The following is a 21623-nucleotide window of genomic DNA, read 5'->3' on the forward strand; positions in this document are numbered from 1 at the left end:
AACACTCGGAGAGAACTATGTCAAAAGATACTACGTCAGAACATTTACGCGCTGAGTTGAAATCCCTGGCAGATACGCTTGAAGAAGTCCTGAGTGCGTCCACGGATAAATCAAAAACTGAACTGGACAAACTGCGAGCCAAAGCGGAAAAAACCCTCAAAGAGAGCCGTGACCGCCTCGGTGAAACCAGCGAAGCCATCGCCAAACAAACCCGCGAAGCCGCAGCCAAAGCGGATGATTATGTCCGCGAGAACCCGTGGACCGGCGTAGGCATTGGCGCTGCGGTCGGCGTCGTGCTGGGTGTGCTGCTGGCGCGTCGTTAAGATGGCGGATTCTCACCAAAGTCAGGGGCCGGGCAAAAGCGTGCTCGGGATTGGCCAACGGCTGGTCACCATTCTGGTCGGCATGGTCGAAACGCGCGTACGTCTTGCTGTGGTCGAGCTGGAAGAGGAAAAAGCACACATCGTCCAGCTGCTGCTTATGCTCGGCTTGACCATGCTGTTCGCCGCCTTTGGCTTAATGAGCCTGATGGTGCTGATTATCTGGGCCGTTGATCCGCAGTATCGTCTTAACGCCATGATTGCTACCACGGTCGTCCTGCTGTCGCTGGCATTGATCGGCGGTATCTGGACGCTGCGCAAGTCCCGTCAATCAACCCTGCTGCGCCACACCCGGCGTGAGCTGGAAAACGACAGGACCTTGCTGGAAGAGGATAAGCGATGAGCGATGCAGAACGTGATAAACGTAAAGCGCATCTGCTCAGCCAGGTTCAGCAACAGCGGCTCGATCTCAGCGCGGCAAAACGCGACTGGCTGCAGGTCACCAGCCCCTACGATCGCGGCTGGAATACCTTAGTCAGCCTGCGTAGCTACGCCATGATAGCCAGCAGCGTGTTGGCTATCTGGACGGTAAAGCATCCCGGTAAGTTTATGCGCTGGGCGAAACGAGGATTTGGCGCCTGGAGCACCTGGCGGCTTATCCGCAATACGCTCACCCCACCTTCACACTAAGCTTAAAACACCGCCTCTGGCGGTGTTTTTATTTGCCCCATTCACGCCCTTTTACCCAGTATTTTTACTTTTCCCGCTTAGTTCACTCAGGATATTTGAAGAACTTAGACAGTTTTCCTTGCTAACAATCTTTTTCCGCCCCGTCTATCATCCTCCCCATCAACAGCAAACATCGGTAATTACTGGAGTTTGCGCACCTTTTAAGCCCTGGCCGAGTAAGCCGGAAAAGAAGAACCGCTGGAGAGTAAAATGAAAAAATTAGAAGATGTTGGCGTACTGGTTGCTCGTATTCTGATGCCAATCCTGTTTATTACCGCTGGCTGGGGCAAAATCACCGGTTATGCAGGCACACAGCAGTACATGGAAGCGATGGGCGTGCCGGGTGCACTGCTGCCGCTGACCATTCTGCTTGAGTTTGGCGGCGGTCTGGCCATTCTGTTCGGCTTCCTGACCCGTACTACCGCGCTGATTACCGCGCTGTTTACCGTGCTGACCGCGTTCCTGTTCCACAGCAACTTTGCGGAAGGCGTGAACTCCATTATGTTCATGAAAAACCTCACCATCGCGGGTGGCTACCTGTTGCTGGCGGTCTTTGGCCCAAGCGCAATCAGCCTTGACCGCGTACTGAATAAAAAGTGGTAAGCGTTCTATACTGATGAACACAGAGAAAGCGAAGACACCGTCTTCGCTTTTTTGCTATTGAGGAGGAGAAAAAATGGGACAACTCATCGACGGCGTTTGGCATGACGTCTGGTACGACACTAAATCGACCGGCGGCCGCTTTAAACGTTCGGAATCCGTCTTCCGCAACTGGCTCACCGCCGACGGAGCCCCCGGCCCAACGGGAAAAGGGGGATTTGCCGCGGAAAAAGACCGCTACCATCTTTATGTTTCTCTTGCCTGCCCCTGGGCACACCGGACGTTGATTGTGCGTAAGCTGAAAGGCCTTGAGCCCTTTATCTCCGTTTCAGTCGTTAACCCGCTGATGCTGCAAAACGGCTGGACGTTCGCGGAGGATTTCCCGGAGGCCACCGGCGACACGCTGTATCACCACGACTTCCTGTATCAGCTTTATCTGCAGGCCGATCCTCACTACACCGGCCGCGTGACGGTGCCCGTACTTTGGGACAAGAAAAACCAGACAATCGTCAGCAATGAGTCCGCAGACATCATTCGTATGTTTAATACGGCCTTTGATGCCCTCGGTGCACGAGCAGGAAACTATTATTCTGACGAGCTAAAAAGCGAGATCGATGAGCTGAACGGCTGGATTTATGACACGGTGAACAACGGCGTGTACAAAGCGGGCTTTGCCACTTCTCAGGAAGCCTATGACGAAGCCGTGGAGAAGGTATTTACCTCTCTGGCACGCCTTGAGCAAATCCTCGGGCAGCATCGTTACTTAACTGGCCAGCAGCTGACCGAAGCGGATATTCGTCTGTGGACCACACTGGTGCGTTTTGATCCGGTGTACGTCACCCACTTCAAGTGCGATAAGTACCGCATCAGTGATTACCCAAATCTTTACGGCTTCCTGCGCGATATCTACCAGATACCCGGCGTGCGTGAAACGGTTAGCTTCCCGCATATCCGCACTCACTACTATTGCAGCCACAAAACCATCAACCCAACGGGCATCATTTCCATCGGCCCTGCTCAAGATTTAGACGAGCCGCACGGGCGCGATGAGCGGTTTAGGAAGAGTTAAGAATATTCACTACAACAACGATTTACGGCCAATGTATTCGCGTCTATTCTTGAATCGATCGCTTACCGTTCAGGTGATTGTCGGATAATCAAGGCAGGCCTTAAATGGATTGGTATTTTAAAGCACTAACAAATTACATTGGGTTTGGCGGACGAGCCCGCCGCAAAGAGTACTGGATGTTCCATCTGGTGAACTTCGTTCTGGCAGCGGTGCTAAGCGTGCTGGATAAGATGCTTGGGCTGCACATTTATAAAGATGAAGGTGCGCTCACCACGATTTACAGCATCCTGGTTTTCCTGCCGCTTTGGGCAGTCCAGTTCCGCCGCCTGCACGACACCGACCGCTCAGCCTGGTGGCTGCTGTTGCTGTTAATCCCGATTGTCGGCTGGTTGATCATTCTGGCATTCAACTGCCAGGACGGCACCCCGGCAACCAACCGCTTCGGGCCAGATCCTAAAGCCCCTGAGCTCTACTAAACAAAAAGGGCGCACCAGATGGTGCGCCCTTTTCTTATCAGACCGTCGAGCTTAAAAAGCTTGTTCGTTCTGCTGTTCAGCTTTCTTCGCCAGGCCATCCAGCAATTTCTGGTGAATACCGCCGAAACCGCCGTTGCTCATGACCAGAATATGGTCGCCCGGCTGGGCCGTTTTCACTACCATCTCCGCGAGCGTGTCCACGTCTGCGCTCCAGTGGGCCGGCTGGACGCAGGCTTCGGCCACTTCAGCAACCTGCCACGGAATGTGCTGCGGCTGAAGCAGAAATACTTCGTCCGCGCGTCCCAGAGAAGGGGCCAGATCGTCTTTGCAGACGCCCATTTTCATGGTGTTAGAGCGAGGCTCCAGTACGGCCAGAATGCGAGCGGTGCCGCCCACTTTCCCGCGTAGCGCGGCAAGCGTAGCCAGAATCGCCGTCGGGTGATGCGCAAAGTCGTCGTAAACCGTGACGCCATGCGCTTCGCCGCGCAGTTCAAGACGTCGACGGGCATTCACAAAGCTACCCAGCGCCTGGGCTGCGTCAGCCGGAGTCACACCAACGTGACGGGCAGCGGCAATAGCCATCAGGCCGTTATGCATGTTGTGTTCGCCGACCAGTTGCCAGTTCACGGTACCTACGCATTCGCCGTCCAGGTACACTTCCCACTGCGAAGCATCTGTCGTCAGCTTTTTCGCCTGCCAGTGGCCCTGCTCGCCCACCAGCTCCTGCTCGCTCCAGCAGCCCATCGCCAGGGTTTGCTTCAGATTAGCGTCGTTTTCCGGCCAGATAATTTTGCCCTGGCCCGGGACGATACGCACCAGGTGGTGGAACTGCTTCTGGATGGCTTTCAGATCGTCAAAGATATCCGCGTGATCGAACTCAAGGTTATTGAGGATCAGCGTTCGCGGGCAGTAATGGACAAATTTAGAACGCTTGTCGAAGAACGCGCAGTCATATTCATCGGCTTCAATGACGAAGAAGGAGCTCTCTCCCAGACGCGCGGACACTTCAAAGTTGCCCGGTACGCCGCCGATGACAAAGCCAGGCTTATAGCCACAGGCTTCAAGAATCCAGGTCGCCATACCGGCGGTCGTGGTTTTACCGTGCGTTCCCGCGACCGCAATCACCCAGCGGTCGCGCAGCACAAAGTCATGCAGCCACTGCGGGCCGGACATATATGGAATGCCCTGCTCCAGTACGGCTTCCACACACGGATTCCCGCGCGTCATCGCGTTGCCGATGATCACCAGATCCGGATGTGAGTCGAGCTGGCTGGCGTCATAACCTTCAATTAACGAGATCCCCTGCTCTTCAAGCAGCGTACTCATCGGTGGGTAAACATTGGCGTCTGAGCCCGTCACTTCATGCCCTAAAGAGCGTGCCAGCATCGCCAGGCCGCCCATAAAGGTGCCACAGATCCCTAGAATATGAATGCGCATACTAAACTATCCTTTCTTTGTTTGGCGCACATTCTAACCGCATGGCTGCGGAGGCGAAACGCATTTCAGGATATTCCTTATCTTGCTGGCGCGATTCACCTGTGCGCGACAATTTGAAAATTTGTTAAGATTGTTGCGATCGCTTTATCCAACATAATGATGCAGGGAAAGTGTTATGAAAACGTTAGGTGAATTTATTGTCGAAAAACAGCATGAGTTTTCGCATGCTACCGGTGAGCTCACGGCTTTACTGTCGGCAATAAAGCTGGGCGCTAAAATCATCCACCGCGATATCAATAAGGCCGGTCTGGTCGATATCCTGGGGGCGAGCGGTGCCGAAAACGTGCAGGGCGAAGAGCAGCAAAAGCTCGACCTGTTCGCAAATGAAAAACTGAAGGCAGCGCTGAAAGCTCGCGGCATTGTGGCCGGTATCGCCTCCGAAGAAGAAGACGAGATCGTGGTCTTTGAAGGTGCCGAGCAGGCAAAATATGTCGTGCTGATGGACCCGCTTGACGGATCTTCTAACATCGATGTCAACGTGTCCGTTGGCACCATTTTCTCTATCTACCGCCGCATTACGCCGGTCGGTACGCCGGTCACCGAGGAAGATTTCCTCCAGCCAGGCAACCAGCAGGTTGCCGCCGGTTACGTGGTTTACGGCTCATCAACGATGCTGGTTTACACCACCGGCTGCGGCGTACACGCTTTCACCTACGATCCTTCGCTCGGCGTGTTCTGCCTGAGCCAGGAGCGTATGCGCTTCCCGGAGAGAGGCAACACCTACTCCATTAACGAAGGCAACTACATTAAATTCCCGAACGGCGTGAAGAAGTACATCAAGTTCTGCCAGGAAGAAGATACCGCCAGCAAGCGCCCATACACCTCGCGCTACATTGGCTCCCTGGTGGCGGACTTCCACCGCAACTTGCTGAAAGGCGGCATTTATCTTTACCCGAGCACCGCCAGCCACCCGGAAGGCAAGCTGCGTTTGCTGTATGAAGGTAACCCGATGGCATTCCTTGCGGAACAGGCCGGTGGTAAAGCCAGTGACGGGAAAGAGAGAATTCTGGATATCATCCCAACCACGCTACACCAGCGCCGCCCGTTCTTCGTCGGCACTCAGCATATGGTTGAGGACGTAGAGCGCTTTATTCGCGAATACCCGGACGCCTGATGAAAACGGCGTGCCGCCGTCATACCGGCAGCGGCACGCCGAAAATCAGCGGACGAAAGTGCGCTTAACGCGCTCGGAAACGCAGAAATAAGGGATCCAGATACAAGCCCCAAAGAAGTTACGCATCAACGTTTTTGCCGCGTCAAAATCGATCGGCACATCGAAGAAGGCCTTGGCTAAGTAGAGGTCCAACGCCTGGAAAACGATCCCTGCCACGAATAACACAATATAGTAGCGTGGTAGCTGGCGCTTTTTACGGAAAAAGAGGCTGGAAACGTAAATGGCCGAGACAAACAGGCCTGCAAACCCTACTGCTTCGAAAATCAGTACTCCCCAGGCAGCCCCGGTAAAATAATCATAATTATTCGTTATTATTTTCAGAGTGTTAACAAAAGCCATAAAGTTGAACAGAATCGAAAGCACCAAACCCAGCGCCGGGACATAAAGCCAGCCCCGAATACGCTTAAACTCTTTCTCCTCACACGCAGCGCAGTAATCGCTGTCTTTTATTGCTTCGTTATCACACTGAATGCAGATGGCCATAGATCCCTCTTAAAAATCCTAACAGATTGTTTATACGTTAACTTTTTATATTAGAGTAAAGCCGGGGGATGAATCACCCCACCAAAATGAGTAGCGGCGAGGGCAAAATGCCGCTCACCGCTAAAGATGTCAGGCAAATTAATAACGGAACGAAGCCATCGCGGCAACCAGCTGCTGCGACTGCTCTTCCAGCGAATGCGTGGCGGCGGTGGACTGCTCGACCAATGCCGCGTTCTGCTGCGCCGCCTCATCCATCTGGCTTACCGCAATATTCACCTGCTCAATACCGTGGCTCTGTTCGTTAGACGCGTTGGCGATTTCGCGAACCAGTTTGGTCATACGCATAATTTCTTCGGCGATTTCGTCCATAGTTTCCCCGGCCTGCTGCGCCAGCTCGCTGCCCTCACCCACGTGAGTTTGCGAATCAGAAATCAATGTACGGATCTCTTTTGCTGCCTCGGCGCTGCGGCTTGCCAGAGTACGCACTTCACCGGCCACCACGGCAAAACCACGGCCTTGCTCACCCGCGCGGGCGGCTTCAACCGAGGCGTTAAGCGCCAGAATATTGGTCTGGAAAGCGATGCCGTCGATAACGCTCAGAATGTCGGCAATACGGCCTGCGCTGCCTGAGATGTCGCGCATTTTTTCAATCACGTAGCAAACCATTTCGCTGCCGCGGTCGGCCGTATCGGAGACCACTTTCGCCAGCTTGTGCGCCTGCTCGGCGTTATCGGCGTTTTGTTTCACCGTCGCGGTGATTTGCTCCATGCTGGCTGCGGTTTCCTCCAGAGACGTAGCGGTAGATTCCGTACGTTGGGAAAGATTGAGGTTGCCTGCCGCCAGTTCACGACTGCCGGTATCAATCTGCGAAGAAGCGTCACGCACGCGGCTGACGGATTCCACCAGCGAGGTTCTCATCGCCACAATCGCGCCGGCAAGACGGCCAAATTCGTTGTTGCCCGTCGGCGGGAGCGGTTGGGTTAAGTCGCCATCGGCTACGTATTCCAGTTGGTGAATCGCCTCATCCAGCGGCTTCAGCAACAGGTGACGCAACGCCAGCCAGACCAGCACAATAATCGCGGCGGTCAGCAGTGCGGCGAGAATAATAAAGCCCAGGACAATTTTCTTGTGCAGTTGAACGGCAGCCACTTCGCTGTTACCGCGCGTTTCACCCCAGCGCTGGAAAGCCTGCACGTCATTATCAAACTTCAGTCCCAGCGGGATCAGGCTTTTTTCCAGCAGGTCGTAATAGTCGTCCGGGCTTTGCTTTTGCAGCGCGGCTAACATCGGCGTAATGCCCTGTGTCTGATAAGTACCAAAGCTTTGCGCCAGGCTGGTAAGCAGGGCGTCACCCTGGTCGTCATTCACGCCGCGCTCGATAACGGACTTCAGGTTTTGCTGCGCCAGCCCAACTTCACCCACGATCTTCTGCGTGGCTTTTGTCGCGTCGTCCAGCATGCCAATTTCCATCTGGCGTACCGCCTGGCTTGCCTCGTTGCGGGCACGAAGCAGCAGAATATAGCCATCGCTAATACGCACCATTTGCTCACCCTGCAGGCGGTTGATGCGCTCAAGAGAGGTGGAACTTTGCTGCAGGGCATAAATGCCGATGCCGCTTACAACCAACAGCAAGAACGTCATAACCGCTAACAGCGTCAGCAGCCCCGTACGAATCGACAAATTTCTCAACATGCTTAATTCCCGGTTTAACGATGGCTCATGAATAAAGTAGTGAGCGTGTTATCGGCAATTTTCGGAAAATGTTTAATCAATTTGCGTTATTTACGTTCGTTAAGTGCTTGTTGCCATGATGTTTAGCTAGATTATGACAATGAAATGACTCAACATTTGAATAGCCTGAAGCTGGACATTTACCTCGTTGGGAGGCCAGCGGTCAAAAAACAGCAAAAGACATTTAACCGCAGTTGGCTATAATATCGGGCACTTGAAATACACCAGGTTAAAGGAAACAGACATGAGCTTACTCAACGTCCCAGCGGGTAAAGATCTGCCGGAAGACATCTACGTTGTTATCGAAATCCCTGCTAACGCCGATCCAATCAAATACGAAGTAGACAAAGAGAGCGGCGCGCTGTTTGTTGACCGTTTCATGTCTACCGCGATGTTCTATCCGTGCAACTACGGCTACATCAACCACACCCTGTCTCTGGACGGTGACCCGGTTGACGTGCTGGTCCCAACGCCATACCCGCTGGAGCCAGGTAGCGTGATCCGTTGCCGTCCGGTTGGCGTGCTGAAAATGACCGACGAGTCTGGCGAAGATGCAAAACTGGTTGCGGTTCCGCACACTAAACTGAGCAAAGAGTACGATCACATTAAAGATGTGAACGACCTGCCAGAACTGCTGAAAGCGCAGATCACTCACTTCTTCGAGCACTACAAAGATCTCGAGAAAGGCAAATGGGTGAAAGTTGACGGTTGGGATAACGCCGAAGCTGCTAAAGCTGAAATCATCGCCTCTTTCGAACGCGCTGCTAAGAAGTAAGTAGCCAGCCCGAAAGCAAAAACACCGCCTGAGGGCGGTGTTTTTGTTTCGGCTTCTCGCCCACCAGCTAGCTGGTGGGCAAAAAAAACGGCCACGTGTTGGCGTGGCCGCTTGGGCGTGCTTAGTTCTTTTCTCGATCCAGCCAGTTCCCGCTGTCGATACGGGTTAACCCCTCGACAGGACGCTGATACACATACATCCACGCGCCGCCGTAAGGGGTCTGAATCAGCTGACGGCTGTACTCTCCCCCTTTGGTACGCAGCGCGTCCAGCTCAGAAAGCGTAGAGGCGTCTATCCGGTAAACTTCGCCGGAAACCACGCCATCTCCCGGCACGGCGCCTGGATAATGCCCAAGGCTATACAACACGTAGTTTTCCTGCGTGTGGTCGCCCAGCCACTGAGCGTTGGTCATCCAGTGGCTGTTGCCTTGTTTGCGTCGTAAACTGCCGTAAACAAATATTCGCATTGCTAAAACTCAAACTGATAGAGCAGATCTAGTGCCTGATCTACGCCAGACACCGCTTCCAGATATAGCTTAGGCATCAGACGATAACGTAGCGTTAACGTCGCCAGAGAGTCAAAAATACCTACGCCATATTTAACCTGTAGACCCGGCAGTACATAGCCGCTAACCACCACTTGAGAGGAATCACCCACCCCCGCGGTGTCAAGCGCCAGATTGCTTACGCCAAACGTCTCGCCGATTTTACCCACAACCTGACCACTTTGTGCAACCCCCAAGCCCACAAGCATCGACGTCATCGCGTCGCCATCGTTGCCAGAAGTGTCTAAACCCTGGCCGCGAAGCAGGTAGGACAAGGCATCTTGCTGGGACATCGCCGGGTCGGAGAATATTTCAGCTTTTGGTTCATCTGCCGGGCCCGTCACACGCACACCGGCCGTTACGTTGTTTTCGGTCGACTCCGGGTTACGGATGGCTTCAATATTCAGGTATGGGTTATCCGGTGGGCCGGAGAACAGCAGTTCGCCTTTGCGGACGATAAGATCCTGACCATAAGCATGGAAGCGGCCCTGAGGAATGTTTATCTGGCCGTTGAGGCCGAGTCCCTGCTTGTCCTGTACCATTTTCAGGTCACCGGTCAGGCGAGCTTTCAGGCCAAAGGCATCAAGCCGCACGTTGTTGCCAACGTGAATCGTCAGGTTGCTGTTGATAGGGATCCCGGCGGACTGTGGATTAACCGGTTTCAGATCTTTATCCAGCATCACTTCATCACTGGATACGCCCACGGCGCTTTCCGGCACATCATGCACTACGATACGCGCCCACGGCACATCGACGTTACCGTTGAGGGTAAACAGGCTTGGCGTTGCCACAAATTCAATATCCGGGGAAACGTCCAGACGCACCATCGGCGGCACGGTAATGCGCACTTTGCTGCCCTTCGCGGCTATGCGCGCCCGCCAGTTATCAATTTGCGTCCAGTCGGCGTCACCGCTTAACACAATCTGCCCTTGCTTGGTGCGTACCACGCCCTGCAGCGTGGAATTCATCCCGTTGAAGTTCATGGCAATCTGGCTCGGCTGCATGTCGAACGGCATGAAGTTACCTTCAACATCGACGCCATTAATCTGCATTTGCCCGAACATCTGCGGCCGTTCCAGGTTGCCGCCGAGGCGTAAGTTCGCGTTCAGCGTACCGTCAGCTTTTTCACCCTTCGAGAAGATAGCGTTGGCAATAGCCAGGGAGAAGTTGCGGATATTGACGTTGCCGCCCAGATTACGCCGCCCCTGGGGATCGGTGATTTGAACCTGGCCGTCAAACTGCCCGTTATTCGCCACCTTCACCAGCCAGCCAAGCTGGGCGCGGTTATTTTTCAGTTCGGCGTTGAGGTTCAGCGTGTCGAAGGCAACCGGCAACGTATTGCCGTTCACCACCTGCGCCACCTTCACGCCACGCCCGCTGAGCGTCACCTGGCCCTGCGGCAGGCCACCGGCTTCGCTGTCCCAGCTCACGTCTGCCTTACCGGTAAATACGCCGCTGGCCTGAGTATCCGCCGGCATCACCGGTTTGAGCATGGCAAGATCGAAACGGTTGAGGTTAACCAGCGCCCGGCCTTTCGCTCCGGCGTCGATAGTTTGCGGCACGCAAAGCTCGGCGTTCGGGTTTACCCAGCAGTGCGGGCCAATGGCGATTTTCTGTTCTTTGTTGCGGAAGTCCAGCGTCAGCTCGCGGTTTAGCGCCCACGGCCCCACCGGCGTCTCAAAGCGGGTATCGCTTAGCTTGCCGCGCCAGCGCTCTTCGTTGCGATCGAAGCTACCGCTCAGGTTAAGACGTCCGGAAACTGGCTCTCCCTGAACGCGCAGCTGAAGCTGATGCTGTTTCTCATCGCCTTTTGCGTCCAGGGTGACCAGGTCAACCTTCACGCCCGGCTGAGCCACTCGTTCTACGCGCAGGTTGAGGTTACCGGCGATTTGGTCGCTCGATTTCACATCGCCTTTAAGCAGAACCCGGGCAATCGTCAGCTCCTGCCAGCGCAGGCCGTTTGCGGTCAAGTCAGCCAGCAGCTGCGGGGCTTTCACGTCACCGCGAACCTTAACGATACCTTTCGCCGTACCGCCCAGACCCGGCAGGGCGTTGTCCAGGTTCGGGGCATTAATGTTGGCGTCCAGGTTCAGCTCTTTCTCACCCAGCTCCCCTTTGACGTCCACGGTATTGCGGCCCAGCTCCAAATGCAGACCCGGCACCTTCCACTGCATGTAGTTGTTGCCCTGCAGCGTGCCCTGAACGTTGACTTTATTCTGCTTCACGTTACCGGCAAGCTTCAGCTCAGGAATATCCAGCTGCCAGCTGCCGCCATACAGGCTGCCGCGCGTTTTGATATTGCCGTCAAGCTTTGCAGGCCAGTCAGGGAACTGCTTCGCGGTGTTGATCCCGGCCAACGTTAATTCCCCGCGCCAGCTGATAGCTTTGCTCCAGTCCACCAGCGCTTTCAGGTCAGTGTTACCCTGCAGCGCGGCCACGCGCAGCTTATCGAGGCTAAACTGCTGTTCGTTACCTTTGCCGTCCAGCGTGATGGTAGCAGGCGGCACCTGGTCACCCTTCACGGCGGTGCTAAAGGCGAGCTTGTAGTCGGTCATTTTGCCTGTCAGGCGAAGCTTAAGGTCGTCGGCCTGATATTGCTTCGCGCCGGTCAGCGGCCAGTAAAGTTGCTTGCTGTCCAGCTCGATATTCAGCGGCAATCCGGCTTCGGCAAGACGGGTTTTGGCATTCAGCTGCATCCCCACCGGGCCGGAAAGGTTGACGCCAACTTTCAGCTCGTCGCGCAGCGCGCCGCCCACGGTCATCTTCACCTTTTCGCCTTTCAGCGGGTCGATGTTCAGCGTACTGTTGAGCGTTAAATCAACCGGCCAGTTGTCGCGCAGCTGCGCGCTGCCGGCGGCGTTCACCAACCCCTGAGAGGAGTCCACATCCAGCGCATCCAGCTTCAGGTTGCCGTCGATGCTGCTCACTTTCAGCAGCAGCGAGTTGACCATCAAATCCGTATCGCCGGTCAGGCGCAGGCGCGCTCCGCGGAATTCCTGAATATTCAGGTTCACCGGCAAATTAACGTCGGTCATTTCCGGCAGCAGCGGCTTCTCAAACAACTTTTTGAGCGTTTCACCCAGCGGCGCTTCTTCCGGCTGAGGGTTCTGGATCTTCGGCTCAACAATTTCTTCTTTGGCTACTTCTGCGGCTTTTGGCAACGCAATCAGTAAGCCTTCCAGGCTGGTTGGCGTCAGCGTCAGGTTCCGCTGCTCCCAGTTCAGGCCACTGGTGAAATCCATCACCGAAACGGTGGTGTCGTCGATTTTTACGTTGACGTTATTCAGCGCCACGCGGCTGAGAGTAATCGGATACGGCGTGGAGAGATTCAGCGGGCCGCTGTCTTCTTCCTGGACAGGCGCAGACGGCGGCATTTTTTTCGTGTCGACCGCGACATCCACATCTTTCAGCGAGAAATCATTCACGCACAGGCTACTGTGCCACAGGCACTTAAGCTCAATGGCGAGATGAACCTCACCCGCACGCACGGCGACGCCAGGCTGCTCGTAGCGCAGGTTCTTTAACGTCAGATTACGCCAGCCACCGTCGACCTGAGCGATATTCAGCCCTGGCACCCAGCGATTAGCGCCTTTAAACAGCAAATGCAGGCCGGGCGTAGTCCCCACCAGGAAACCGACTGCCGCAATCAGCAGCACAACCACAGCCAGCACCGCGAGGCTGATTTTCTTCCAACGACTCATAGTTCAGGCCCCAAACCGATGTAAAACTGTAAACCGTGCTCTTCCTTGTCACCCACCGGTACCGCAAAGTCGAGCTTGATAGGCCCAACCGGGGACTGCCAGCGCACGCCAACGCCTGCGCCGGTTTTGAAGTTGCTGCGTTTGATGTCGTTCACCGCCTCACCTGAGTCAACGAACGCGGCGCCCCACCATTTGCCGGTCACGTTGTACTGATATTCCAGCGAGCCGGTCGCCAGTTTGGAGGCACCCGTTAACTTGCCGTTGCTGTCTTCTGGCGAAATAGATTTGTATTTATAGCCGCGAATGCTGCGGTCGCCCCCGGCGAAGAAACGCAGGTCAGGCGGCACTTTTTTAAAGTTGTTGGTTTCTATCCAACCGAGATTGCCGCGCACCACAAAACGATGCTTTTCGTACAGCGAGCGGATCCAGACGTTTTGAGCCTGGAATACGCCGAAATCAACGTCTGAACCCCATGTCGTATTGGAAACATCAATCGAGTAGCGCTGGGAGTCGCCCCAGGTGGGCATCAGGCCACCGCGTGAGCGAGTGCGGTTCAGGCTGACGCCAGGGTAAAGCAGCATGGTCGTGTTCGTGACGTCTGCCTGAGTAAAGTGGTCGAGGCTCCAGCGCAGGTTAACCGCGCGCTGCCAGCCGCTCGACATATCCCAATAGCGGGACAGCGCCACGGTGGTGGAGTCCGATTTGGTGTCGTTGAGATCGGTTCGCTTAAAACCGCCCTGCACCAGGTAATACTGCTCCAGCGGGCTTTTTAACAGCGGTACTTTGTAGCTGAAGTCGAGCGTTTGCTCAGGCCCGGAAAGGCTGGTGCTGGTCGTCAGGCTGTGACCATAGGAGTTCATCCACGGCTTTTTCCAGCTCGCCTTTACGCGCGGGCCAACGTCAGTGGAGTAGCCCACACCGGTTTCAATGGTGTTTTCAGTGCGCGGCGTCACCACGCCCTGCAGCGGCAGTACTTTGGTCTGGCGAGATTTTTCAAACTCAGGCGCCACTACCACGGAGTTAAACCAGCCCGTAGCCGACAGGCGGCGGTTCAGCTCGGCCAGATCGCTTGACTGGTAATAATCGCCCTGCTTAAAGGGCACCAGGTTTTGCAGGTACTCTTCGCGAATTTGGGAGCCCTGAAAGGTCACTGCGCCAAAACGGTAGCGCTCGCCGCTGTCGTAGTCGATATCCCAGAAGGCCTGATGCCTGTCGAGAGAAACGCCCAGCTGGCTTTTGCGGAAATCGCTGTCGAAGTAGCCCTTACGCAGCGCAATACTGGAGAGGCTTTTCTTGAAGTTATCGTAATCCGCATGGTCAAGGACGGTGCCGATTTTGGGTCGTTTAGGCAGCAGCGCGAGATAGTCTTTATCGGTCCTCGCGCCACCACGCAAAATGACGTCGGTGCCGCCAATTAACACGGGCTGCCCGGCGTCAACTTGCGCCAGCAGAACCTGGCGCCCACCGTTCTGCGGCGGCGGTTTAAGCGTGAAATTGATGGTCGGTTCGTAGTAACCCAGCGCTTTCAACCCTGCGCGAATGGCGTCATCGACGCGCGCCTGGAAGCGACGATCCGGCGTCACTTCATCGCTTTCGATGGTTGAAAGTTGAGCACGGACGTTTTTTTGCAATTCGCCGCTGAGACCTTCAACCTGCAAGCGCACGCTCGCGGCGTTTGCCCATGTGCTCGCCACACACAGGCCTGTAATACATAAAGTACGGATTACTGGCACGTTTTCTCCTGAATATCCTTGTTCCCACCCCTGGAAGGAAACGTCATTCCCGCTCCGCGGATTAACAAAACCCTAACATCGAGGGTTGAAAATAACTCACTAGCCTAAATCTTTCTTATATGTAATGTAGTCTGTAACTCGGATGTATTGTCTGCAATTGCAGGTCTGATGACAACCGCTCGCTTTTTTGCCGATTTTCGGGAGATCCAACACCATGTCATTCTTCGACAAAACTCACACTGTGACGCAGGCCGATGCTCTGCCGGGCCGCAACACACCGATGCCGGTCGCCACGCTTCACGCGGTTAACGAACACTCAATGACAAATGTTCCAGATGGGATGGAAATCGCGCTGTTTGCGATGGGATGTTTTTGGGGCGTAGAACGCCTGTATTGGGAAATTCCGGGCGTTTACAGCACGGCGGCTGGTTACAGCGGCGGCTACACGCCAAACCCTACCTATCGCGAAGTTTGCAGCGGCCAGACAGGTCATGCTGAAGCCGTGCGCATCGTTTATGATCCGAAAGTCGTTAGCTATGAACAGCTTTTACAGGTGTTTTGGGAAAATCACGACCCGGCTCAAGGGATGCGCCAGGGCGGTGACGTCGGCACCCAGTACCGCTCGGCAATTTATCCGTTAACGCCGGAACAGGACAAAGCCGCCCGCGCCAGCCTTGAGCGTTTCCAGGCCGCAATGAATGCCGCCGGTGATAAACGCCAGGTCACCACTGAAATCGCCAATGCAGGTCCGTTCTACTACGCGGAAGACGACCATCAGCAATATCTGTACAAGAATCCGCACGGCTACTGCGGCATTGGCGGCATCGGGGTTTGCCTGCCGCCTCAGTAAGCTTCGCGACAAAGCCAGTCAATCGACTGGCTTTTTCTTTAACGTTGCTAACCAAAGCCAACCCACGCTTTCTGATTATTCACATCCAGCGTCGCGGAAGTATGTCCATTTCCGAGACTAGCCATGCTGATGTTATTTGCCACGCCGTGCTTGTTCAGCGCCGCCAGCATCGCCCGCACGTTACCCGCCGACCCCTGATCGTTAGCCCCGACCAGGAACACCTCAGTTTTACGCGCTGACGGCTGTAAATGCCGGGAGAGCATATCCTCCAGTGGGATCCCGCCAGAGCCGCTGCGCTGCGGGTTATCCATATGCAGCGCCAGGCTTTTCCCATCCTGGACAATCATCGCCGCCAGGCAAGGTGCCAGGTCGGTTGTGAACAGCGCGGTTTTCTGCCGGGGCGGCTGATGAATCACCTGCGCACGGTTATTACCCTGGGCAAAAAACTGCAGTTTGTATCCCTCATCCGCAAAACGTTCGTGTGAACGACGAAACGGCACGCCCTGGTTTTGCTGATTCATCGCCAGCTGCAGCGTTTGCAGGGAACCCAGCTGTAAAAGTGCTTTAGCCGGAAAGGTTTGCAGCGGGTTGCCGGACACATTCAAATGTTTGAGGTGTGTCAACGCTCCCAGCGATTCCGGCAGTGCCGTCAGGCCTCGCTCGCTCAGATCTAATGTTTCCCCACGGCACTGAAAGTTATTCATTATTTCACTGCTCGCTGCCGTCCGGGCAGTGCCTTCTTCCGCCGTTGGGGCACAGGCGGCCCAATTGTTGAGATCGCCGTGTAAGTCGCTTGCGTGCAGGCCCGGCGAAGCAGCTTTCACGGCTGCCGTTGAAGGTAAACTGGTAAGTGATGACATACCCGAAGGTCGCACCGCCGCAGAATTAATATGCATAATCAGGCTCCGAAATAGACTGCCTGTATGTGGAGGGAACTCCCCCATCGGTTCCTTTAGACCTGCTGCTCAGCGGCATTAAGGGTGGTTGCCGGCTGACGATTTAAGGCCGCCTGTAGCTGATGCCCGATCCAGCCTGCCGCCGAGTTCACGGCCGCCGGAACGCTTTCCTGTAGCATTTGCGTCATTTTGTTCGCCACCGGGTCAGCCAGGATCTCTGCCGCAGGCACGGCGAAAAACACCGGGGCAGAAGCCACAACGTTGGTCGCATGGCTGATGGCGCTTAGCGAAGCGGCATTCACTCTTGGAAAGGCGCTAGCAATAGCGCCGCTAATGGCGCTGCGCAGGCTTATCACACCGGCAAAACCACCGGCCAGCATCGCCGTTTTCCCCAGACTCGGCGCCGAAAGAACGCTTGCCGTCGCTTTCAGGCTGTCCGTTGCAATATCCAAAGGCAGCTTTGCCATACGCTGAGCGGCGTTTTTTAACGTGTCGCCCACCACGTGCGTATTTTTTAATTCAGTGAATTTCTGCTGCCAGTCGTTGCGCCCCAGCAAATACTCTGGCCCGGTTCGGCCTTTGCTTTCATCCACCGCATGGAGAATGGCGCTCATTGCGCCACCCGCCACCAGGCCGCCCGCAGCGGACAGCCACGTATCGGCTTCACCGGCGACTTTCGCCCCGGCAAAATGCGTCAGCGTTGCCGCCGACGCCAGACGCGCAAGGTTGCGAGCCGAGTAGGTCTGAATGGCGGCGCCGGTTTCTGCCACCGTCGTCAACAAGCTCGCTTTTGCCTCTTTTACCGCTTCGCGCATAACCGGATGCAGGTCGCTCTCTTTGGCGGACAGCCAGGGATTCGCTGCCGTGGCGCGATTAAGCAGCGTGGTGCCTATTGTGTCGGCAATGCTGGACTGCAGGCCGGCATGGAGGCCAATTTCCGCCGCGGTATGGGCAAAAGTACTCAGCAGCGGGACTTTATCGTAGGCAACAGACGCCGCAGCAAAGGGAATAGCGCGTACCGCCCCTCGTGCGATTTGTCCCAGTCTGTCCAGTTGATGCCCTTTAGTCAGCACCGCCTCAACGGAGGCCGGCGTTTCCCCCATTTTGTGTAATTCCCGGGTTCTCGACTCAATCAAGGCATGCATTTCAGCATGGTTATCGCCGTTGATATGCTTGCCAAACAGCGCGCCAAGCTGGTGATGGATAGCGGCTTCATTGGCCGAACCATAAACGCTGTCACCCACAAAGTGCAGGCTTTCATGCGCACTTACGGCAGCAGAAGTAGCCACAGATGAACTCGAAGCGATCGACGCAGGCCGCTGGCCGCTGTGTTCCGGTAACGGAGGAAGTTCTGCCGCATGTCTGTGGGCGGAAGTAACGGAATTGACCATGTGAACGCTCTCCTGATAGTGGGCTAACCGGTCAGGTGAGTGGCAAAAAGAGACGAAAAGTTCCGGGGATAAAAAGAAGAAAAGCAGCTTATACAATGCGCCAAACGTTAAGCCCATTAATCAAAAAACATAGCAATAAAAACCCGGCTTACCGCCGGTTAAATTACAGCCTCTGGTAGCACATCCCATCCTTACGCTATACTACTCCTTGAATTTGCTGGCTCGTTCACAAAAGCGGCCAGCATTTCTTGTGTTTGACCCCTAAGATTTATCCACTTTTCCCTTCCGAGGACCTGGCCACAACAGCCAGATAAATTATGTTAAACAGTATTTTGATAATACTTATCCTTATTGCTATTAGTGCCTTTTTCTCAATCTCTGAGATCTCGCTTGCCGCCTCTCGTAAAATCAAACTTAAGCTGCTGGCCGATGAAGGCAACGTCAATGCCCAGCGCGTGCTAAAGATGCAAGAAACGCCGGGCATGTTCTTTACCGTCGTACAAATTGGCCTTAACGCCGTGGCCATTCTCGGCGGTATCGTCGGCGATGCGGCTTTCTCACCGGCGTTTAAAATTCTGTTGGAGCGTTTTCTGGCTCCGGAACTCGCCGACCAGCTCAGCTTTATTATCTCATTCACCCTCGTCACCAGCCTGTTCATTCTGTTCGCAGACCTCACCCCGAAACGCATCGGTATGATTTCTCCCGAAACGGTTGCTTTACGTATTATCAACCCGATGCGCTTCTGTCTGTTTGTTTTCAGACCTTTGGTGTGGTTCTTCAATGGCCTGGCTAACGTTATTTTCCGCATCTTCAAGCTGCCGATGGTGCGTAAAGACGACATTACTTCTGACGACGTTTACGCAGTATTTGAAGCCGGTGCGCTGGCGGGCGTGCTGCGTAAGCAAGAACACGAACTGATTGAAAACGTTTTTGAGCTGGAATCCCGTACCGTGCCGTCTTCCATGACCTCGCGCGAAAACGTGATTTGGTTCGACCTACACGCCGACGAGCAAAGCCTGAAGTCCACCATCGCCGAACATCCGCACTCCAAGTTCCTGGTGTGTAACGGCGATATCGACCACGTCGTTGGCTATGTTGATTCCAAAGAGCTGCTGAACCGTGTGCTGGGTAACCAAAGCATGGCGCTGAACAGCGGTGTGCATTTGCGTAACGCCCTGATTGTGCCGGACACCCTGACCCTCTCCGAAGCGCTGGAAAGCTTCAAAACCGCCGGCGAAGACTTCGCGGTTATCATGAACGAATACGCGCTGGTGGTGGGCATCATTACCCTGAACGACGTGATGACCACGCTGATGGGCGACCTGGTCGGCCAGGGAATGGAAGAGCAAATCGTTGCCCGTGATGAAAACTCATGGCTGGTGGAAGGCGGCACGCCGATTGACGACGTGATGCGCGTGCTGGATATCGACGAGTTCCCGCAGTCCGGCAACTACGAAACCATCGGCGGGTTCATGATGTTTATGCTGCGTAAGATCCCGAAACGCACCGACTCGGTGAAGTTCTCCGGATACAAGTTCGAGGTGGTGGATATTGATAACTACCGCATCGACCAGCTGCTGGTGACGCGAATCGACAATAAGCCTGTCGCGCTGACGCCAAAGCTGCCTGATGGTGAAGAGCCTCAGGAGCAGTAAGCAAGCTCTACAAACACTAACGGCCCCTTCGGGGCCGTTTTTTTTTTACAACTTTAGGGCCTAGCCCATGTCCGCCTGTAAGCGCATCACCTGGCGGTTGACCTCGGACATGACCGAGTAGTGCTGCTTATCCTTAACTTTCGGGACAAGGATTTTGCCCTTATCAAATTCGAAAGCGCCAACGTCCTTGATATACAACCGTCCACGGAACAGGATCTTCACGTACTTCGCCACCTGAAGGGGGTTGTAACGTTGGAAAATTTTCATTGTTCTTTACTCCTGCATGTTAACGCCTCTGCGAGCTACATTTGGCCCGACAAAATGAGGCGAAAAAGTTTGGTGCTCGAAAACTATAGTCCAGATATCGAAGGCCACCTAGTGTGTAGAAGTTTTTTTACTAAAAGATTACAAAGTTGCAGAACAATATTTTTAAATGTAAAAAACGGCAGCGTAAGCCTTCAAATTTCAGGGTTATGTGCGTCAGCCCGCAAACTGGCACTTTGCTTGCGGGACAGATGCTTATTCAGCACATATGCTTAAATCATCGACTCAAGTGGTCGGATCACCTGCTAACAACAATAAGGAGTCACCTATGACTTTGCGCGGAACGCTGGCGCTGTCTCTTCTGCTGCTGCCGCTGATGGCCTCAGCCCATAACTTTGAAAATAATCAGCGAGTTTCCCCTATAGGCATTACCGATAAGGGCGAGCTGGTGCTGGATAACAATAAGTTTAGTTATAAAAACTGGAATAGCGCGCAGCTGCCAGGGAAAGTGAGAGTCCTGCAGCATATTGCCGGCCGTTCGAGTGCCAAAGAAGAAAATGCGGCAATGGTGGAAGCCATCAAGGCGGCAAAATTCCCGCACGATAAGTACCAAACCACCACCATTGTGAACACCGACGACGCGATTGTTGGCACCAGCATGTTTGTGCGCAGCAGCATTGAAAGTAATAAGAAAGAGTTTCCGTGGTCGCAGTTTATCGTCGACAGCAACGGCGTAGCGGCGAAAGCGTGGCAGCTGCAGCAGGGCGGCTCGGCTATCGTGGTACTGGATAAAGAAGGCAGGATTCAGTTCGCCAAAGATGGCCCGTTAACTCAACAGGAAGTGCAGCAGGTGATTAGCCTGCTGCAGGGGTTACTCAGTAAATAGAAACGCGGAATCCGGGGTTCAGGAACGACTCGCGCGGGGTATAGTCCAGCGGCTTACCCTGCCAGTCATGAACGTGCGCCCCGGCAGCGACCGCCACGGCGTGCCCCGCCGCGGTATCCCAGATATTGGTTGGCCCAAAGCGAGGATAGAGCTGCGCCTGGCCGTCCGCCACCAGGCAGAACTTCAGCGATGAGCCGATGGCCGTGGTCTGGTGCTCGCCCATCTGCTGGAGATATTCTTTCAGCTCGCTATCGTTGGCGGCATGAGACCGGCTGACCACCACGCGTGGTGGACGGGCATCCCGCACATGAATTTGGTTGCGAACGCCGCACTCTTCCTTCCAGGCCTTCCCTTCTGCCGCGCTGTACATGATCTTCAGCACCGGGGCATAGACAACGCCCATCACCGCTTTCCCGCCGTCGATAAGCGCGATATTCACCGTGAATTCGCCGTTACGTTTAAGAAACTCTTTGGTGCCGTCTAACGGATCCACCAGCCAGTAGCGCTGCCAGCTTTGGCGGGAATCCCACGACTGGGGATCTTCTTCTGACAGCACGGGGATGTCCGGCGTCAACGCCTTCAGCCCCTTCAAAATAATGTCGTGGGCGGCAAGATCCGCCGCCGTCACCGGAGAGTCATCAATCTTATGCGTCGCTTCGAGCGGCTTCTCTCCCTCATAGACCTGCATGATCGCGGCCCCGGCCTCGCGGGCCAGCTGGCAAATTTGTTCTAACATTCTCCACCTCGTGTTGTGTCTCTGCGCTACACCGAGCGAATAACTTATTGTTTTACTTATATCTCATTGCACCGTGATGCGCTATCTGTGAAGCATTTCCGGTTTAACGGGCG

At 54.8% G+C, this 21623-nt stretch carries 21 protein-coding genes; 11 read left to right on the forward strand and 10 right to left on the reverse strand.

Going from position 1 to position 21623, the window contains the following annotated elements; translation table 11 throughout:
- The first annotated feature begins 17 nt into the window (after positions 1-17).
- The 6 genes from CNE01S_RS06300 (at position 18) to CNE01S_RS06325 (ending at position 3194) form a co-directional block, all read left to right on the forward strand.
- On the forward strand, positions 18-323 hold the full coding sequence (locus CNE01S_RS06300) for an ElaB/YgaM/YqjD family protein (protein ID WP_008460461.1): 306 nt from the start codon (positions 18-20) through the stop codon (positions 321-323).
- Between the two features lies 1 nt (position 324).
- A complete protein-coding gene (locus CNE01S_RS06305; RefSeq protein WP_061274399.1) occupies positions 325-723 on the forward strand; it encodes a phage holin family protein in 399 nt (132 codons plus the stop codon).
- A complete protein-coding gene (locus tag CNE01S_RS06310) occupies positions 720-1010 on the forward strand; it encodes a YqjK-like family protein (protein WP_061274400.1) in 291 nt (96 codons plus the stop codon). The genes CNE01S_RS06305 and CNE01S_RS06310 overlap by 4 nt, the downstream gene beginning before the upstream one ends.
- 249 nt (positions 1011-1259) lie before the next feature.
- On the forward strand, positions 1260-1652 hold the full coding sequence (locus tag CNE01S_RS06315; protein ID WP_061274402.1) for a DoxX family protein: 393 nt from the start codon (positions 1260-1262) through the stop codon (positions 1650-1652).
- A 73-nt stretch (positions 1653-1725) separates the two neighbouring features.
- On the forward strand, positions 1726-2718 hold the full coding sequence (locus tag CNE01S_RS06320; RefSeq protein WP_061274404.1) for a glutathione S-transferase family protein: 993 nt from the start codon (positions 1726-1728) through the stop codon (positions 2716-2718).
- Between the two features lie 104 nt (positions 2719-2822).
- Positions 2823-3194 carry a DUF805 domain-containing protein gene (locus tag CNE01S_RS06325; protein WP_061274406.1) on the forward strand — a complete coding sequence of 124 codons (372 nt, stop codon included), beginning with the start codon at positions 2823-2825 and terminating at the stop codon, positions 3192-3194.
- A 51-nt stretch (positions 3195-3245) separates the two neighbouring features.
- On the opposite strand, the gene mpl is transcribed toward CNE01S_RS06325, so the two are convergent.
- On the reverse strand, positions 3246-4631 hold the full coding sequence (gene mpl, locus CNE01S_RS06330; protein WP_061274408.1) for a UDP-N-acetylmuramate:L-alanyl-gamma-D-glutamyl-meso-diaminopimelate ligase: 1386 nt from the start codon (positions 4629-4631) through the stop codon (positions 3246-3248).
- Between the two features lie 175 nt (positions 4632-4806).
- On the opposite strand from mpl, the gene fbp reads away from it, so the two are divergent.
- On the forward strand, positions 4807-5805 hold the full coding sequence (gene fbp, locus CNE01S_RS06335; RefSeq protein WP_061274410.1) for a class 1 fructose-bisphosphatase: 999 nt from the start codon (positions 4807-4809) through the stop codon (positions 5803-5805).
- Between the two features lie 45 nt (positions 5806-5850).
- Here fbp and CNE01S_RS06340 read toward each other — a convergent pair whose 3' ends face one another.
- Both CNE01S_RS06340 and CNE01S_RS06345 read right to left on the reverse strand, forming a co-directional pair.
- Positions 5851-6348 (reverse strand): DUF2569 domain-containing protein, encoded by a 498-nt coding sequence (locus tag CNE01S_RS06340; RefSeq protein ID WP_061274412.1) that lies wholly within the window; start codon positions 6346-6348, stop codon positions 5851-5853.
- Positions 6349-6486: 138 nt separating this feature from the next.
- Positions 6487-8040, reverse strand: a complete 1554-nt coding sequence (locus CNE01S_RS06345; protein WP_061274414.1) for a methyl-accepting chemotaxis protein — start codon at positions 8038-8040, stop codon at positions 6487-6489.
- Positions 8041-8323: 283 nt separating this feature from the next.
- Between CNE01S_RS06345 and ppa the strand changes: the two genes are divergently transcribed.
- A complete protein-coding gene (gene ppa, locus CNE01S_RS06350) occupies positions 8324-8854 on the forward strand; it encodes an inorganic diphosphatase (protein ID WP_008460444.1) in 531 nt (176 codons plus the stop codon).
- 121 nt (positions 8855-8975) lie between these two features.
- Here the strand turns inward: ppa and CNE01S_RS06355 are convergent, their stop codons facing one another.
- From CNE01S_RS06355 to tamA, 3 genes are read right to left on the reverse strand one after another with little or no spacing between them, the layout of a single operon-like run.
- Complete coding sequence (locus tag CNE01S_RS06355; protein WP_061274416.1) at positions 8976-9320, reverse strand: gamma-glutamylcyclotransferase family protein; 345 nt, start codon at positions 9318-9320, stop codon at positions 8976-8978.
- 2 nt (positions 9321-9322) lie between these two features.
- On the reverse strand, positions 9323-13099 hold the full coding sequence (gene tamB / locus CNE01S_RS06360) for an autotransporter assembly complex protein TamB (protein WP_061274418.1): 3777 nt from the start codon (positions 13097-13099) through the stop codon (positions 9323-9325).
- The gene (gene tamA, locus CNE01S_RS06365; protein ID WP_061274420.1) at positions 13096-14832 is read right to left on the reverse strand and encodes an autotransporter assembly complex protein TamA; all 1737 of its coding nucleotides are present in this window, start codon (positions 14830-14832) and stop codon (positions 13096-13098) included. Before tamA ends, tamB begins: the two co-directional genes overlap by 4 nt.
- Positions 14833-15046: 214 nt before the next feature.
- Here tamA and msrA point away from each other — a divergent pair, with 214 nt between their 5' ends.
- Positions 15047-15682, forward strand: a complete 636-nt coding sequence (gene msrA / locus CNE01S_RS06370) for a peptide-methionine (S)-S-oxide reductase MsrA (RefSeq protein ID WP_061274422.1) — start codon at positions 15047-15049, stop codon at positions 15680-15682.
- A 47-nt stretch (positions 15683-15729) separates the two neighbouring features.
- Here msrA and CNE01S_RS06375 read toward each other — a convergent pair whose 3' ends face one another.
- Together CNE01S_RS06375 and CNE01S_RS06380 are read right to left on the reverse strand one after the other, a co-directional pair.
- Positions 15730-16578, reverse strand: a complete 849-nt coding sequence (locus tag CNE01S_RS06375) for a leucine-rich repeat domain-containing protein (RefSeq protein WP_061274424.1) — start codon at positions 16576-16578, stop codon at positions 15730-15732.
- A gap of 56 nt (positions 16579-16634) precedes the next feature.
- Complete coding sequence (locus CNE01S_RS06380) at positions 16635-17969, reverse strand: hypothetical protein (RefSeq protein ID WP_061274425.1); 1335 nt, start codon at positions 17967-17969, stop codon at positions 16635-16637.
- A gap of 317 nt (positions 17970-18286) precedes the next feature.
- Between CNE01S_RS06380 and paeA the strand changes: the two genes are divergently transcribed.
- Entirely contained in the window at positions 18287-19624 is a 1338-nt protein-coding gene (gene paeA / locus CNE01S_RS06385; RefSeq protein ID WP_039289752.1) for a polyamine export protein PaeA, read from the forward strand.
- A 60-nt stretch (positions 19625-19684) separates the two neighbouring features.
- Here paeA and CNE01S_RS06390 read toward each other — a convergent pair whose 3' ends face one another.
- Positions 19685-19891 (reverse strand): DUF1107 domain-containing protein, encoded by a 207-nt coding sequence (locus CNE01S_RS06390; RefSeq protein WP_008460430.1) that lies wholly within the window; start codon positions 19889-19891, stop codon positions 19685-19687.
- A gap of 325 nt (positions 19892-20216) precedes the next feature.
- Here CNE01S_RS06390 and CNE01S_RS06395 point away from each other — a divergent pair, with 325 nt between their 5' ends.
- Positions 20217-20774 carry a YtfJ family protein gene (locus CNE01S_RS06395; RefSeq protein WP_061274427.1) on the forward strand — a complete coding sequence of 186 codons (558 nt, stop codon included), beginning with the start codon at positions 20217-20219 and terminating at the stop codon, positions 20772-20774.
- Here CNE01S_RS06395 and cysQ read toward each other — a convergent pair.
- Positions 20764-21510: a 3'(2'),5'-bisphosphate nucleotidase CysQ gene (cysQ, locus tag CNE01S_RS06400; protein ID WP_061274429.1), complete on the reverse strand. Its 747-nt coding sequence runs from the start codon at positions 21508-21510 to the stop codon at positions 20764-20766. The genes CNE01S_RS06395 and cysQ overlap by 11 nt on opposite strands.
- Between the last annotated feature and the right edge of the window lie 113 nt (positions 21511-21623).

The organism is Cedecea neteri NBRC 105707 = ATCC 33855, from assembly GCF_001571265.1.
GTDB classification, from domain to species: domain Bacteria; phylum Pseudomonadota; class Gammaproteobacteria; order Enterobacterales; family Enterobacteriaceae; genus Cedecea; species Cedecea neteri.